The 15,015-nt window shown below is 73.0% G+C and carries 14 protein-coding genes; 7 read left to right on the forward strand and 7 right to left on the reverse strand.

Going from position 1 to position 15,015, the window contains the following annotated elements; translation table 11 throughout:
* Positions 1-19: 19 nt before the first annotated feature.
* Positions 20-511: a GNAT family N-acetyltransferase gene (locus ACGFSC_RS21645; protein ID WP_380632345.1), complete on the forward strand. Its 492-nt coding sequence runs from the start codon at positions 20-22 to the stop codon at positions 509-511.
* A 184-nt stretch (positions 512-695) separates the two neighbouring features.
* Here the strand turns inward: ACGFSC_RS21645 and ACGFSC_RS21650 are convergent, their stop codons facing one another.
* Positions 696-1,460, reverse strand: coding sequence for an SDR family oxidoreductase (locus ACGFSC_RS21650; RefSeq protein WP_359898550.1), 765 nt, complete (start codon positions 1,458-1,460; stop codon positions 696-698).
* A gap of 137 nt (positions 1,461-1,597) precedes the next feature.
* On the opposite strand from ACGFSC_RS21650, the gene ACGFSC_RS21655 reads away from it, so the two are divergent.
* Entirely contained in the window at positions 1,598-2,218 is a 621-nt protein-coding gene (locus tag ACGFSC_RS21655) for a TetR family transcriptional regulator (protein WP_359898549.1), read from the forward strand.
* A 271-nt stretch (positions 2,219-2,489) separates the two neighbouring features.
* Positions 2,490-3,632: an alpha/beta hydrolase-fold protein gene (locus ACGFSC_RS21660; protein WP_359898548.1), complete on the forward strand. Its 1,143-nt coding sequence runs from the start codon at positions 2,490-2,492 to the stop codon at positions 3,630-3,632.
* 158 nt (positions 3,633-3,790) lie between these two features.
* On the opposite strand, the gene ACGFSC_RS21665 is transcribed toward ACGFSC_RS21660, so the two are convergent.
* Positions 3,791-4,120, reverse strand: a complete 330-nt coding sequence (locus ACGFSC_RS21665; protein ID WP_359898547.1) for a MoaF N-terminal domain-containing protein — start codon at positions 4,118-4,120, stop codon at positions 3,791-3,793.
* A gap of 254 nt (positions 4,121-4,374) precedes the next feature.
* Here ACGFSC_RS21665 and ACGFSC_RS21670 point away from each other — a divergent pair, with 254 nt between their 5' ends.
* Positions 4,375-4,635, forward strand: a complete 261-nt coding sequence (locus ACGFSC_RS21670) for a hypothetical protein (protein ID WP_359898546.1) — start codon at positions 4,375-4,377, stop codon at positions 4,633-4,635.
* Positions 4,636-4,751: 116 nt separating this feature from the next.
* On the opposite strand, the gene ACGFSC_RS21675 is transcribed toward ACGFSC_RS21670, so the two are convergent.
* Positions 4,752-5,399 (reverse strand): hypothetical protein, encoded by a 648-nt coding sequence (locus ACGFSC_RS21675; RefSeq protein ID WP_359898545.1) that lies wholly within the window; start codon positions 5,397-5,399, stop codon positions 4,752-4,754.
* Between the two features lie 462 nt (positions 5,400-5,861).
* A complete protein-coding gene (locus ACGFSC_RS21680; protein ID WP_359898544.1) occupies positions 5,862-6,659 on the reverse strand; it encodes an IclR family transcriptional regulator in 798 nt (265 codons plus the stop codon).
* Positions 6,660-6,863: 204 nt separating this feature from the next.
* On the opposite strand from ACGFSC_RS21680, the gene aceB reads away from it, so the two are divergent.
* Both aceB and ACGFSC_RS21690 read left to right on the forward strand, forming a co-directional pair.
* Positions 6,864-8,516 (forward strand): malate synthase A, encoded by a 1,653-nt coding sequence (aceB, locus tag ACGFSC_RS21685; RefSeq protein WP_359898543.1) that lies wholly within the window; start codon positions 6,864-6,866, stop codon positions 8,514-8,516.
* Positions 8,517-8,660: 144 nt separating this feature from the next.
* Entirely contained in the window at positions 8,661-9,062 is a 402-nt protein-coding gene (locus ACGFSC_RS21690) for a gamma-glutamylcyclotransferase (protein WP_359898542.1), read from the forward strand.
* A 141-nt stretch (positions 9,063-9,203) separates the two neighbouring features.
* On the opposite strand, the gene ACGFSC_RS21695 is transcribed toward ACGFSC_RS21690, so the two are convergent.
* Positions 9,204-10,244: a winged helix-turn-helix domain-containing protein gene (locus ACGFSC_RS21695; protein ID WP_359898541.1), complete on the reverse strand. Its 1,041-nt coding sequence runs from the start codon at positions 10,242-10,244 to the stop codon at positions 9,204-9,206.
* Positions 10,245-10,299: 55 nt separating this feature from the next.
* Between ACGFSC_RS21695 and ACGFSC_RS21700 the strand changes: the two genes are divergently transcribed.
* Positions 10,300-11,547, forward strand: coding sequence for an MFS transporter (locus ACGFSC_RS21700; RefSeq protein ID WP_359898540.1), 1,248 nt, complete (start codon positions 10,300-10,302; stop codon positions 11,545-11,547).
* 263 nt (positions 11,548-11,810) lie between these two features.
* Here ACGFSC_RS21700 and ACGFSC_RS21705 read toward each other — a convergent pair whose 3' ends face one another.
* Both ACGFSC_RS21705 and ACGFSC_RS21710 read right to left on the reverse strand, forming a co-directional pair.
* Entirely contained in the window at positions 11,811-13,196 is a 1,386-nt protein-coding gene (locus ACGFSC_RS21705) for an 8-oxoguanine deaminase (protein ID WP_359911807.1), read from the reverse strand.
* 79 nt (positions 13,197-13,275) lie between these two features.
* Entirely contained in the window at positions 13,276-14,772 is a 1,497-nt protein-coding gene (locus tag ACGFSC_RS21710; protein WP_359911804.1) for a nucleobase:cation symporter-2 family protein, read from the reverse strand.
* Positions 14,773-15,015: the final 243 nt, after the last annotated feature.

The raw sequence follows: 15,015 nt of genomic DNA on the forward strand, positions 1-15,015 counted from the left end.
GTCTTCTACGGTGCCGGGCATGGTGATGCCGACGCTCCGAACCCTCACGACCGCCGACTGGCCGCTCTGGCGGGACCTCCGTCTCGCGGCCCTGACCGGCGCGCCGGACGCCTTCAAGGCCGGCCTGGCCGACTGGGACCAGGGCGGTGAGGACCGCTGGCACGACCGGCTCCGTCTCCCGGACGCCCTCCACGTCGCGGCCCTCCTGGACGACGACCCGGTCGGCCTGGTCGGCGGACTGCCCGGATCACCGGACGGTGTACGGGAGTTGCGCTCGCTCTGGGTCGCCCCGCGGGCCCGCGGCCGGGGCGTCGCGGACCGTCTCGTCGAGGAGGTCGAGCGCTGGGCCCGAGCCACCGGCGGCACCACGCTGCGCCTCGCCGTGCTCCCCGGCAACCGGGCGGCGCTCGCCCTCTACCGCCGCCACGGCTTCACCCCGCTCGCGGAACCCGGGGACCTGCTCGCCGACGGGGTCGGCCGCGAACTCCTCCTGGCGAAGCCTCTGCGGTGACCGTCGCCGCACCCGGCTCGGTACCGGGGCCGCGACCGGCCCGGCCTTTCGAGGTCGACGGGACGGCCTCGGGACCGCGGGAAGGCGGGAAGGCGGGGCCTGTGCCGCACGGGGGACGGCACAGGCCCCGCCTTCCCGAGGTCGAGCGGTCTGGCAGGTCGGCGGGTCGGCGGGTCGACCGGCGTCACATGTGGGTGCCGCCGTCGATGCGGAGCTCGGTGCCGGTGACGAAGGCGCCGTCGTCGGAGGCGAGCATGGCGATCACGCCGGCCACCGTCTCTGGGCCGGCGAAGCCCTGGCCGAGCGCGGGGGAGAGCTTGGCCAGCAGGCCGAGGTCGGCGTCGGCGGGCAGGCCCGGGTTGTGGGTCATGCCGCTGTCGATGCTGCCCGGTGCGACGCAGACCGCGCGCAGGCCCTGCTTCGAGTACTCCGAGGCGATGGCGTGGGTGAAGGACTGGATGCCGCCCTTGGTCGCGGCGTACGCGGCCATGTAGGGGTGGGCGAAGCTCGCGGAGGTGGAGCTGAAGTTGACCACCACGCCCTTGCCGCCGGCGAGCAGCGTGGGGAGCGCCTCGCGGGTCATCAGGAAGGTGCCGGTCAGGTTCACCGCGAGGAGCCTGTTCCAGAACTCCAGGCTGGTCTCGTGGGTGTGCGAGGAGCGGAGGATGCCGGCCGCGTTGACCAGCACGTCCAGGCCGCCCAGGCCGGCGATCGCCTCCGCCACGCCCGCGACGACGGCCGCCTCGTCCGCGATGTCCAGCACCTGGACGGTGAGGCGGTCCGCGGTTCCCTCGGCGGTGGCGCGGTCCAGGGTCTTCTTCAGGCCGTCCTCGTTGACGTCGACGGCGACGACCTTCCCGCCCTCGGCGAGGATCCGGTGCACGGTGGCCTGGCCGATGCCCGAGCCGCCGCCGGTGATCAGGACGTTCCGTCCGCTGAAGCGCTCCATGGTGGTACTCCGTTCGTTCGTGGTCTCTCGACCTCAATAGGCACGCTACGCCTAGATGGCACGTTGTGCCAACAAGTCCATTCGTGCCGATCCGTCGTGACGTGCCGCCTTGGCATTCGCCCGCGTAGGCTGACCCCGTGACCGGACGCCCGACCCTGACCCAGCGCCGCCGTGAGGCCACCCGGCTGGAGATCGCCCGTACCGCCGCCGCGCTCTTCGCCGAGCGGGGCACGGACGCGACCACCGCCGAGGAGATCGCCCTCGCCGCGGGCATCTCGCTGCGCACCTTCTACCGGTACTTCTCGGTCAAGGAGGACGCCGTCGCTCCGCTGCTCGCGGCGGGCGGGCAGGAGTGGGTGGAGCTCTTCACGGCCAGCCCCGCGGACCTGCCGCTGCGCGAGGCGCTGGAGCGTGCGGCGGTCGCGTCGCTGACCCCGGCCGACGAGGCGCGGGTCGAGATGATGCAGTGGGCCCGCGGTCTGCTGTGCGACCCCAAGCTGAACGCCACCTGGCAGCGCGTCCACGCCGACTCGGAGGAGCGGCTGCGGGCCGCCCTCGCCGAGCGCTGCCCGGACGGCACCGACCCGCTGGAGATCCGGTTGGCGGCCGCCGCCGCGACCGCGGCGATCAGGGTGGCCCTGGAGCAGTGGGCCGCCTCCGAGGCGCCCCTCGCCGGTCCGGGCTCCCCGCAGGACCTCGGCGCTCGCTGCATGCGCGAGCTCACGGAGGGGCTGCGGCTGTGGGGGCGGGTCGGCTGAGCCCGGGGCCGGCCGTCGACCGGCCGGTGGCGGCCGACAGCGGACAGTGGGCAGTCGACAGTCGACAGATTTCAGATGACAACTTTCGAAATCTGTTATCTGAAAGTTGTCATCCGTTCGCCCGGCTCCCCGTAACCTCCCAGCCGCGGTCGGCTTTCTCCCAGCTGGCGTTAGGGTTGATCCTCGCGCCCCGGCAGGGGGAACCGGGGTGACCTCCTCGGATGTCCCCAGCGGAGGGGACTGGAGTTCGAGGCGTGGGAGCAAGCAGGACATGGGTCTGACGAGCCACAAGGTGCTGGCGCTGACCGCACTGATCGCGGTCGTGATGATGGTCGGCACGGTCTGGCTGTGGCCCAGACTCGCGAAGAAGACCTGGCGGGCGGTGCTCGGCCGGATCGGCGCACTGCTCGCCACCCAGCTCACGGTGCTCGCCGCGCTCGGCCTGGTCGCCAACAACTACTTCGCCTTCTACAGCAGTTGGGACGACCTGCTGGGCATCGGCGACACCGGCCCGGTGGTCATCCACAACAAGGCGGACGCCTCCGGCCGGCTGATGGTGGAGACGATGGGCCAGGCCGCGGTCAAGGGCGGCGGCGCGATGGGCCGCGAGCCCGCCCAGTCCGGCGAGATCCGCAAGATCAGGATCGACGGCGCGGTCAGTCGGCTGTCCACCGAGGGCTACGTCTACCTGCCGCCGCAGTACTTCCAGCCGGAGTACGCCCAGAAGCAGTTCCCGGCCGTGATCGTCAGCACCGGATTCCCAGGAATCGCCGAGAATCTGATCACCCGCTTCAACTACCCGGGTGCGGCGCTCAAGCTGCTGCAGGAAGGGCGGATGCAGCCGACCGTCATGGTCCTGGTGCGCCCATCGCCCGCGCTGCCCCAGGACACCGAGTGCGAGGACGTCCCGAACGGCCCGCAGTCCGACACCTACTTCACCAAGGACGTGCCCTCGGCGATCCAGGCCAGCTACCGGGTCTCCTCCGACCCGCAGGCCTGGGCCTTCATGGGCAACTCGACCGGCGGTTACTGCGCGCTCAAGCTGGCCATGCGTCACCCGGACGTCTTTCCGACCGCCGTCGCCCTCTCGGCCTACTACGACGCGGCCGACGACCCCACCACGGGCGACCTCTTCGGCGGCAGCAAGCAGCGCCGCGACGAGGCCAACCTGATGTGGCGGCTGAAGAACCTGCCGCAGCCGAAGGTGTCCGTGCTGCTGGCCGGCACCAAGAAGGGCGACGGCAGCTACCGGCAGGAGACCGAGGCCTTCGTCGACGCGGTGCAGAGTCCGATGAAGGTCTCGTACAGCATGCTGGAGAACGGCGGCCACAACTTCGAGACCTGGAGCGCCCTGCTGCCCTCCTCGCTGGAGTGGCTGTCCCAGCACCTCAAGGTGCCGAACCAGACCGTATGAAGCGACCCGGCCGTACCTGACCGGCCGTACCTGAACGCCTGAACGATCGAACCCCCGGAGCCGCTGCCCCGGGGGTTCGATCGTTCAGGTCGGCCAGGTTGTTCGGGTCGGCCGGGCCGTTCAGGAACCGTACGGCTCCCGCCCGGCGGTCCCGCCGCTCAGGCCACCCGCTCCAGCGTCCCGGTGTGCAGCTGGCCGACCCGGCCGCCCTCGCCCTCGAAGGTCCAGAAGGCCCGCACGGTCAGCTTGCCGAGGTCCATCACGTGGCTGACGGTGATCCCGCTCTGCTCCGTCCAGCTGATGAAGTAGATCTCCGGCGCGACCTCGGCGACGTGCAGCCGCACGTCCTCCCACTGGCCCGCGGACTCGCCGAGGCCCTCCCAGCGCAGCCGCGTGCCGTCGGCCGAGTAGGTGTTGCGGAAGGCCGCGCCGTTGTCGACCCGGAAGAGGTAGGTGCGGCCGGCGAAGGCGGGCAGGGGCGCGGTCATGGTGGGGCGGGTCCTCGTCTCTGTCAGGTCGTGGCGAGCGTCCGGTCGGGCTCGCCGCTCTTGTGCACGGCGGATGATGTCAGGCTTCCAATTTATCCGACCGGGCGCACTCGGTCAGGCACTCGCCACGGTACGGTCCGCCACGGCGAGGCCGCGCGTGTGCGGCCGGGGCCGGGCCCGACCCGGGGGCTCCCCGGTCGATGTGGCGGCTCCCGGCGCCGGAGACTGATCAACTCGACTGCCACGCAGGGTCGTTGATCGACACCACGGTGAGCTGCGCCCTCGCGGACCCCGCCGTCGGGACGTCCACTCCGGCCCCGACGACGAGCCCGACCACCACCCCGAGCACCCCGGCGCTGTCCTCCCCGGTCGCCGAAGAGGCGCTGACCTGGTCGGACGAGTTCAACGGCGCGATCAGTTGGGGCCGGCGCAACGCGAAGTACTGCACCGACGAGACCGCCGTCGCGAAGGACCGGCGGGTGGCCATCGGGACCGATCGCGGCGCCAACTCGTAGGACCGGGTCCATCCCTCAGGCCAAGCCATCCCTCAGGCCAAGCCACCCCTCCGGACCTGGCCACCGCCGGGGCGGTTCCGCCGGCCGGGCCGGCCCCGCCGGCGGAATCGCGAGACTCAGGAACCGGCAGCCGCCTCGACCACCCTGATGTCGAACGGCTGCCGGTTGTTGCCGTCGTTCCGGTCGTCCGCGCTGCGCACCGTGACCGAGCCGCCGCTCAGTCTGCCCACCGGCAGTTCCGGGTCGAGCCGGACCGGGATGAGGGCGGTCGCGCTGCGCGCCTCCCGCAGTCCGGCCCCGAAGACGCACCGCACGACGCGGCCGTGGCCCGTCACCCGGCAATCGGACGGGAAGTACGGGCCCTCCGGGCTCACGCCCTCCGGCAGGGTGATCACGACCGTGAACGGGGAGGCGGTGGTGTCCGGGCCCCCGTTGCCGACGAAGGCGTGGATGGTGGTGGTGCCGCCGGGCGTGGCCGGGTCCGGGTCGATCCGGACCACCTCCAGGTCGGAGTCGGACGTTCGGGCGGCGGCGGGTGCGGGCAGCGTGGAGGCTCCGGCCGCCTCCGAGCCGGTACCGGCACCGGTACCGGAAGCGGCCGTCCCCGCCCCGGGCTTGGCCGGTGCCGGCAGGGTGGAGGCGCCGGTCGTCACCGGCGCAGGCAGGATGGACGCCTCGGGCGCGCCCGTCGCGACGACCTCCACCGCGGGCCGGGGCTCGGGTCGCAGCAGCGCCCAGGACGGGTCGGTGGCCAGTACTGTCACCGCGCACCCCGCCGCCACGGCCGCGACCAGCCCGGCCCCGCCGAACCCCCTGCCTCCCGCGGCACGCCGACCGGCGCCCAACAGGCCGGCACTCCGCAGGCCGCGTCCCCGCAGGCCACGTCCTCCCAGGCGGCGGCCCCGCAGGCCACCGTCCGCCGCGCCACCGTCCGCCGCGCCACCGTCCGCCGCGACGTCACCCGCCGCGCCACCGTCCGGCACGTCGCCACCCCGTACCCCACCGCCACCGCCCTGAACGGCGCTCCGCACGTCCCGGTGCTGCTGCTCCATCCCCGCTCACCCTGTCCTCGCGTCCCGGCCGCCCGCGCCGTTGCGGGCCGCGTCGGCACCAGGGTGGCGGAGCCGCCGCCGGAGCCCGGCGGCAACCCGCCCGGTGTCCGCTCGAACGGATGACGCGGCACGCCGCTCCGACCGGGTCGGCCGGCAACGGTGGTTGACGTGCCGTCAGGGTGCGAGGACCTGCCCCAGCCGGGTCGCGATCTGGTGCATCACCGGTACCAGCGAGGCGGCCCCGGCCTGCTCCTCCAGGGCCCGGATGCGGGCCTCCGGTCCGGAGACGGAGAGGGCGGTGGGCGTCGGCGCGCCGGGGACGGCGAGCGCGATGCACCGGACGCCGATCTCCTGCTCCTGGTCGTCGACCACGTAGCCGCGCTCGCGCGCCTCGGCGAGCTGGCGCATCAGCTCCTGCGGGTCGGTGACCGTGTACTCGGTGTGGGCGGGCAGGGGGTTGGGGCCGAGGACGGCGCGGGCCTCGTCCTCGGGCAGCTGGGCGAGCAGCGCCTTGCCGACGCCGGTGCAGTGCGGCTGCACCCGTCGGCCGACCTCGGTGAACATCCGCATCGAGCGGCGCGACTGCACCTGTCCGACGTACACCACCTCGCCGCCCTCCAGCACCGCCAGGTTGGCGGTCTCGCCGGTGGCCTCCATGAGCTCGGCCAGGTACGGGCGGGCCCAGCTGCCGAGCAGCCGGCCGGCGGTTTCGCCCAGGCGGATCAGTCGGGGGCCGAGGGTGTAGCGGCGCGCGGTGTCCTGGCGGACATAGCCCTGCTGGACGAGGGTACGAACCAGTCGGTGGATCGTCGGCATCGGGAGGCCGGAACTGGTGGAGAGTTCGCTGAGTGTGGCCACGCCCCCGGAGTCGGCCAGCGCCTCCAGGAGTTGGAAGGCGCGCTCGACGGACTGCACGCCGCCGCTCGCGCGCTCGGTGCCTGTCGTCGATGCTGGGTCGGGGGTCGCAACCACCGGCGTTTCCTTCACTGTCGGGGGGAGGAGTAGAGTCCCGGCGACCTCTTCAACAAACCGTTGAAATTCTGTATCGCGGAAACTAGTCTCCACTTTACAGAATCGAACTCGCCGACAGGCGGGTTCCGATCGAGGAAGTTCCCCGGGGAAGTTCCTACCGGAGCTCCCTTCGCCAGGCTCAACCGTCTTAGGAGTGTCCTGCTCATGGCCGCAGATCAAGGGCCCCTCGGCGCCTCCCCCGCCGCTCCGGTCGTCACTGTCGCCGGTCCGCGCGTCCACCGGGCGGAGGAGGTGCTCACCCCGGAGGCGATCGCCTTCGTCGCCGGGCTCCATCGCGCCTTCGAGGGGCGCCGGCAGGAGCTGCTGGCCGGGCGCAAGGCCCGCCGTTCCGAGATCGCCGCCGCCGGCACGCTGGACTTCCTCCCCGGGACCGCCGGGATCCGGGCCGCGGACTGGAAGGTCGCCGAGGCGCCGCGCGCCCTCCAGGACCGCCGGGTCGAGATCACCGGCCCGACCGACCGCAAGATGGTCGTCAACGCGCTCAACTCCGGGGCGCGGATCTGGCTCGCGGACTTCGAGGACGCCACCTCCCCGACCTGGGAGAACGTGGTCGGCGGCCAGGTCAACCTGATCGACGCCTTCGAGGGCCGGATCGACTTCACCAGCACGGCCGGCAAGGCCTACACCCTCAAGCCCGCCGCCGAGCTCGCCACCGTCGTCGTCCGCCCGCGCGGCTGGCACCTGGACGAGAACCACCTGCTGGTCGACGGCACACCGGTGGCCGGTGGGTTCGTCGACTTCGGGCTCTACTTCTTCCACAACGCCGCCCGGTTGCTGGCCAGGGGCGCCGAGGACCCCAACTCCGGCCCGTACTTCTACCTGCCGAAGACCGAGAGCCACCTCGAAGCCCGCCTGTGGAACGACGTGTTCACCCACGCCCAGGCCGAACTCGGCATCCCGTACGGCACGATCCGGGCGACCGTGCTGATCGAGACCATCACGGCCGCGTTCGAGATGGACGAGATCCTCTACGAGCTGCGCGACCACGCGGCCGGCCTCAACGCCGGGCGCTGGGACTACCTGTTCTCGATCGTCAAGAACTTCCGCGACGCCGGCGAGCACTACATCCTGCCGGACCGCAACAGCGTCACCATGGCCTCGCCCTTCATGGCCGCCTACACCCGGCTGCTGGTGCAGACCTGCCACCGGCGCGGCGCCCACGCGATCGGGGGCATGGCCGCGTTCATCCCGAGCCGCCGCGACCCGGAGGTCAACGCCTCCGCACTGGAGAAGGTCAAGGCCGACAAGGACCGCGAGGCCGGCAACGGCTTCGACGGCTCCTGGGTCGCCCACCCCGACCTGGTGCCGGTCGCCCGGGCCTCCTTCGACGCGGTGCTCGGCGAGCGGCCCCACCAGAAGGACAACCCCGGCCCGGCCGAGCCGGTGACCGCCGCCCAGTTGCTCGACATCGTCGGCGCCGGCGGCACCTGCACCCGTGCGGGGCTGCACAACGCCGTCCAGGTCGGGATCCGCTACATCGAGGCCTGGCTGCGCGGCCTCGGGGCCGTCGGCATCTTCAACATGATGGAGGACGCCGCCACCGCCGAGATCTCCCGCTCGCAGATCTGGCAGTGGATCCACAACGGGGTCGTGCTGTCCGACACCGGCGAGAAGACCACCGCCGAGCTGGTCCGCACCCTGGTCGCCGCGGAGCTGGCCGAACTCCTCACCGAGCTGGGCGAGGAGGCCTACGGTGCCGGCCGCTGGCGCGAGGCCGCCGAGCTCTTCGAACAGGTCGCCCTGGCCGAGGAGTTCGTGGACTTCCTGACCCTCCCCGCGCTGCCCCTGCTGGGCTGATCCCCGCCCACCCGCCGGTGCCACCGCCGCCGTCCGCCGGGACGCGGCACTCCGGCGGTCCACCGCTCCGTTCCGTACGGCGACGAATCCACCTGTCCTCTCGTCGCCGTACGGAACGGTCCGTTCCACGCAAGGAGTTCACCCATGGCGCGCATGTTCTTCAACGGCCAGGCGATGACCGGCGGCCCCTTCCACAGCAAGGTCGCCGACTCGCTGCTCGGGCCGGCCAGGACCGCCCCCGGCTACCGATTCTTCTCCATCGACCACAGCGGCGGGACGGACGTCTGCCCGGGGCTGCTGGCGGACCCGGAGGCGGGCACCGCGATCGAGGGCGAGCTGTACGACATCCCGCTGGAGCGACTGCGCGACGTCATCCTGCCGGGCGAGCCGCGCGAACTGGAGCTGGGCGTGATCGAGTTGGAGGACGGCTCGGCCTGCCTGTCGATGCTGCTGGCTCGCGGCGAGGTCGAGCGCGGGGTGCACCGCGAGATCACCCACCACGGCGGCTGGCGCGCCTACCTCAGGACGATCGGGCGCGAGGCCTGACGGGCGGACGGCCCGTGCCGGCCGGGATGGATGACGGATGACAGCTGACAACTTTCATCATCTGTCATCTGTCATCCATCATCCGTTCGCTGAAACCTGTCAGCTGAAATCCGTTCACTGAAAGCCGTTCGCCGGAAGCCCTCAGCCCCCCGCCGCGAGGTGCGGGCGCCCCGCCACCATCGCGTCGCCAAGCCGGCTGCGCCGGTACAGCACGCTGCGGCCGAGCCGGTTGCGCTCCAGCAGCCCGGCCGCCGCGAGCGCGCCCAGGTGCCGGCTGACCGCACCAGGGGTGACCCCGAGCCGGTGCGCCAGCTCCGTCGTGCTGGCCGGGGTCTCCAGCAGTGCCAGCAGCCTGGCCCTGGGGGTGCCGATCAGTCCGGCCAGCGGCCCGTCGGCCACCGCCCCGGCCTCGGCGCCGGCGGGCCCCAGGCCCTCGGCCATCGTCGCCTTGCCGCGCGCCGGGTAGCAGACCAGCGGCGGCCCCGCCTGAGTGACATCGGTCTGCGCACCGAGCCCGAACAGCGTCGGGATCAGCACCAATCCGCGCCCGGCGACCTTCACCGTGGTGCCCACCGCCTTCACCGCCGGGTGCGGGTCGACGAGCCGCAGCACCCCGGCGTGCCAGCTCAGCCTGGCGTCGAGGTCCGCGAACAGTCCGTCCGCCCCGTGCTCCGAGAGCATCCGTCCCCGGTAGGCGATGTCCGCCTCCAGCACGGAGCGGGCGCGCGGCCACCAGGCGGGGACGAGGCAGCGCGTCCAGTACGCGTCCAGCGCCTCGGCCGTCCGGGCGGCCAGCGCCGCCGGGTCGTCGATCAGCCCGGCCAGCACCGGCGGCAGCGGGCTGGGTCTCCCGCCGCCCCGGTAGGCCTCCAGCACGTCGGCCCGCACCACCTCCGGCGGGGTGGCCGCCAGCCGCGCCAACTCGGCCGAGAAGTCCGGACGGGGGCCGAGCGGACGCGGCGTGAGGAAGTCCGGCACGAAGCCGACCGGCGCGATCATCGACTCCAGCAGTGCGGTGTCCAGCGTCTCGTAGCGGTCCTGCCAGCCGGCGATCCACGGCTGCTGCTCCGGGTAGCGCAGGGGCCAGTGGCGGGCGCGCAGGCTCAACACCGCCTCCTGCAGGGCGGAGTAGCCGAACCAGGTGGCGGCGAGGTCGTCGACGCCCAGATGGAACTCGAACATTGACCGTAACGGTAAAAGAGTTCCGCCGCCGGGGGAAGCCCGCTGTCCTACTGCCATGACCTCTGCCGCGGTGCTTCCCTCCGCCGTCCGACGGCTGCTGCCGGCCGACCCCCTGCTGCGCAGGCTCGCCCTGATGAGCCTGGTGAACACCGTCGGCAACGGTCTGTTCGTGACCGTCGGCGTGCTGTTCCTGACCCGCTCCGTCGGCCTGACCCCGGGCCGGATCGCGCTCGGGCTGAGCGCGGCCGGCGTCTGCGGGGTGTTCGCCGGGCTGCCGATGGGCCGGCTCGCCGACCGGGTCGGCAGCAAGCGGCTGCTGATGGTGGTCGGGCCGCTGGAGGCGCTCGCCGTGCTCGGCTACGCGTTCGTGCACTCCTTCGCCGCCTTCGTCGCCCTGGCCTGTGCGGCCACGGTGCTGGAGCGCGGCGCGGCGGCGGTGCGCAGCGCCCTGATCGCCCGGACGCTGCCGGCCGAGAGCCAGGTGCGTTCACGGTCGCTGCTGCGCTCGGTGATGAACGCGGGGCTGGTGGTCGGGTCCGGCGGCGCGGCGCTGGCGTTGCAGTCCGACAGCTACGCCGGGTACGTCACCGTGATGGTCCTGGACGCCGCGAGCTTCCTGGGCGCGACGGCGCTGCTGGCCGGCCTCCCCGTCCGGGACCTGACGGTCGGCCGGGACGGTGACCCGGAGGCCGGCGCGGGGCGGCGGACGGTGCTGCGCGACCGCCGCTACCTGCTGGTCACCGTGCTGCACGCGCTGCTGGAGCTCCAACTCCCGGTGCTCACCGTGGGGATCCCGCTGTGGGTCGTGCTCGCGACGGACGCGCCGGCGGCGGTGGTCGCGGCGGTCAGCGTGGTCAACTGCCTGCTGGTGGTGGTGTTCCAGGTCCGGGCGAGCCGGGATGTGGACGGCGTTCCGTCGGCGGCCCGGGCCTGCGCCCGGGGCGGCCTGCTGCTGGCGGGCGGTTGCCTGCTCTACGCGGCGGCGCAGTCGGGCCCGGCCGCGGTCGCCACCGCGGCGATCCTGGTCGGCGCCCTGGTGCACAGCCTCGGCGAGCTGCTCACCTCGGCGGGCGGTTGGACGCTGAGCCTGGACCTGGCCGATCCGCGTTCCCACGGCGAGTACCAGGGCGTGTTCATGAGCGGCCAGGCGGCGGCCCACGTGATCGGCCCGCTGGTGATCAGCCTGACCGTGGTCGACCACGGCGTGGTCGGCTGGGCCGTCCTGGCCGGTGTGTTCGTCCTTGCGGGCGCCGCTCTCCCGGCCGCTGTCCGGCACGCGGAGCAACCGGCCGCCGCCCGCTGACCACGAGCCCTGGTCAACCGGCCCGGGCCCACGGCCCCCGGTCAACGGCCCCCGGCCCCCGGTCCACGGGCCCGGTCGAACGGCCCCCGAACCGCGGCCCCCGATCGTCCGGCCCGCTTCCCACGGGGGTGGGAGCGGGCCGGAGGCACGCCGCGGCCCCGGATCCTCGCCGTGGATCCGGGGCCGCGGTCCGCACACCCGTCGGGGTGTGCGGAGTCCGGGGGCGCACCGTCCCTGGGCGCTCCCGGAGTCAGGGGTGGGCGTCAGAGCGGCCGGGCCGCCAGTTCGCGGGCGGCGCGGGCGCAGTCGCGCGCGATCCGGTCCTCGTCGACGGTGGCCAGGCGCCCCTTCTCGACCACCGCGTTGCCGTTGACGAACAGCACCGACAGCGGCGGGAGCGCCCCGAAGGTGAGCGCGGCGACCGGGTCGGCGATGGACGAGTGCATGATCCCGTCGATCTTCCACAGCGCCAGGTCGGCGAGCTTGCCGGGCTCGATCGAGCCGATCTCGTGCTGTCGGCCGAGCACCCGGGCGCCGCCCATGGTGCCCAGGCGCAGCGCCTGCCGCCCGGTCAGTGCGGTGGGGGAGCCGTGCAGGCGGTTGATCAGCAGCGCGTTGCGCAGCTCCGTGCCCAGCTCGCCGGATTCGTTGGAGGCGGTGCCGTCGACGCCGAGCCCGACCGGGACGCCGGCCCGGAGCATGTCGGGCACCCGGGCGATGCCGGCCGCCAGGCGGGCGTTGGAGGACGGGCAGTGGGCGACGCCGGTGCCGGTCTCGGCGAACTTGGCGATGTCGGAGTCGTTCATGTGCACGCAGTGCGCCATCCAGACGTCCTGGCCGAGCCAGCCCACCGACTCGAAGTAGTCGGTCGGCCCCATGCCGAACAGCTCCTTGCAGAACTGTTCCTCCTCGGCCGTCTCCGAGCCGTGGGTGTGCAGCCGGACGCCCTTGCGGCGGGCGAGTTCGGCGGACCGGCGGAGCAGGTCGGTGGAGACGGAGAAGGGGGAGCAGGGCGCGATGGCGATGTGCAGCATCGAGCCGAAGGAGGGGTCGTGGTACCGGTCCACGGCGGCCTCGGAGGCGGTCAGGATGTCGTCCAGCTCCTCGACCGCGTGGTCCGGCGGCAGCCCGCCGTCCTTCTGGGAGCGGTCCATCGAGCCGCGCAGCGCGGTGAAGCGCAGGCCGAGTTCCCGGACGGCCTCGATGGAGGCGCCGAGGACGTCGCCGCCACCCTTCGGGAAGACGTAGTGGTGGTCGGAGGCCGTGGTGCAGCCGGACTTGAGCAGTGCGGCGGCGGAGCCCTGGGCGGCGGCGTGCACGAGCTTCTCGTCGATCCGGGCCCAGGTCGGGTAGAGGGCGACCAGCCAGTCGAACAGGATGTGGTCCTGGGCCAGGCCGCGGGTGATCCACTGGTAGAAGTGGTGGTGGGTGTTGACCAGGCCGGGGGTGATCAGGTGGCCCTCGCCGTTGATCCGGCGCACCACGTTGTCCAGCCACGCGGGGGCGGGGCCGTCGCCCACCGTCTCGATGGTGTTGCCGAGGACGACCACGTGGCCGCGGGCGTACTCGGTGTCGTTCGCGTCCACGGTGGCGATCGCGGCGTTCTCGATCACGATCCGCTGGTCGGCGGGCGGGGGCTGGACTGCCATGGTGTGACTCCTTGGGGGAGGGCCGGGGAAGGGCCGGGGGAGGGCGCGCACCGCACGGTGCACGCCCCGCCCGGGCCGGTCAGGACGGTGTCGCCGTCGGTACCGTCGGTACCGTCGGTACCGTCGCGCCGGGGGCCTGGCCGGACCCGGACCGGCGGGCGGCTCCGACGTGGTGGAAGAGCAGGTTGAGCAGGACGGCCATCACGCAGCCGGCCGAGATCCCCGAGTGCATCAGGGTCCGGACGGCCTCCGGGAAGGAGTCGTAGAACGTCGGTACGGCGATCGGGATGATGCCGACACCGAGCGAGACCGACACCAGGATGGTGTGCGAGCCGGACTCCATGCCGGCCTCCGCGAGGGTGCGGATGCCGCTGGCCGCGACCGTGCCGAAGAGCACGATCCCGGCGCCGCCGAGGACGGGCTGCGGAACCAGGGAGACGACCGAGCCCAGCACGGGGAACAGCCCCAGCAGGACCAGGATGCCTCCGCCGGCCGCGACCACGAAGCGGCTGCGGATCTTCGTCAGCGCCACCAGCCCGATGTTCTGGGCGAAGGCGCTGGCGGCGAAGCCGTTGAGGACGGGACTGAGCGCGGTGGCCAGCCCGTCGGCCCGCAGGCCGGCGGCGAGGGTGGGTTCGTCCGCCTCGCGGTCGACGATCCTGCCGAGGGCGAGCATGTCGGCGGTGGACTCGGTCATCGCGACCACCATGACGATGCACATCGAGACGATCGCGGCGGCGTCGAACACGGGCGCGCCGAAGTGGAACGGCGAGGGGAGCGCGAAGACCTTCGCGTCCCGGACCGCGCCGAAGTCGGCCAGCCCCAGCGGGAAGGCGATCAGGGTGCCGAGCGCCAGACCGATGAGCAGGGACAGCTGCTGCCAGAAACCGCGCAGCAGCCGGTTGCAGAGCACCACCGCGACGAGGGTGATCGCGGCGAGGCCGACGGCCCGCGTGGAGCCGTACCCGGGGGCGCCCGGCGAGCCGCCGCGCGCCCAGTTGACCGCCACCGGAAGCAGGGACACCCCGATGAGGGTGATCACGGTGCCCTGGACGACCGGGGGGAAGAACCGGATGAGCTTGCAGAAGTACGGTGCCGCGAGGAAGCACAGCAGCCCCGCGACGATCACCGCTCCGAAGATCACCGGGAGGGCGTCCTTCGGTCCCCCCGTCTTCTCGATGGAGCCCTTCGCTATGGCGATCATGGGCGCGACCCCGGCGAAGGAGACGCCGTTCACGAACGGCAGCCGCGCGCCGATCCGCCAGATGCCGAGCGTCTGGAGGAGGGTGGCCAGTCCGGCGGTGAACAGGCTGGCCGAGATGAGCAGGGCGAGTTCGGCGGGGGAGAGCCCGACGCCGGCGCCGACGATGAGCGGGGGTGCGACGACTCCCGCGTACATCGCGGCGACGTGCTGCAGTCCGGTGGAGAACAGCTTCACCGGGGGCAGCAACTCGTCCACGGGGTGGGTCCCGGGTCGGGGCGGCCCGCCGGGGAGGTGGTCCGCCGCGCCGTCCGGGCCGTGCGTTCCCGCCGAGGTGGAACCGCCGTCTGTACTGCTGGTGCTGCTGGGTGCCATGTCGAGCCCCTCTTGTGCCCGTGGCTCCCGGCGCGCCCGTGGCGCTGGAGTGCGGCTGGTGCTGATGTGACCGAGGACGGGACGGCGGTGCGAGGATCCCTCGGCCGGCCTCTCCAGTGCCCCGGGCCGGCCGCCGCGAGGCAGGCACGAACTCCGGTGGGTGGGGGGTGGGGGTGGAGAAACCGCTGGTGCGGACGGAACCGCTGGAGCGGATGGAACGGCTGGTGCGGGTCGAACGGCTGG

The sequence above is a fragment of the Kitasatospora sp. NPDC048715 genome (assembly GCF_043198905.1).
Lineage (GTDB): Bacteria > Actinomycetota > Actinomycetes > Streptomycetales > Streptomycetaceae > Kitasatospora > Kitasatospora lactacystinica.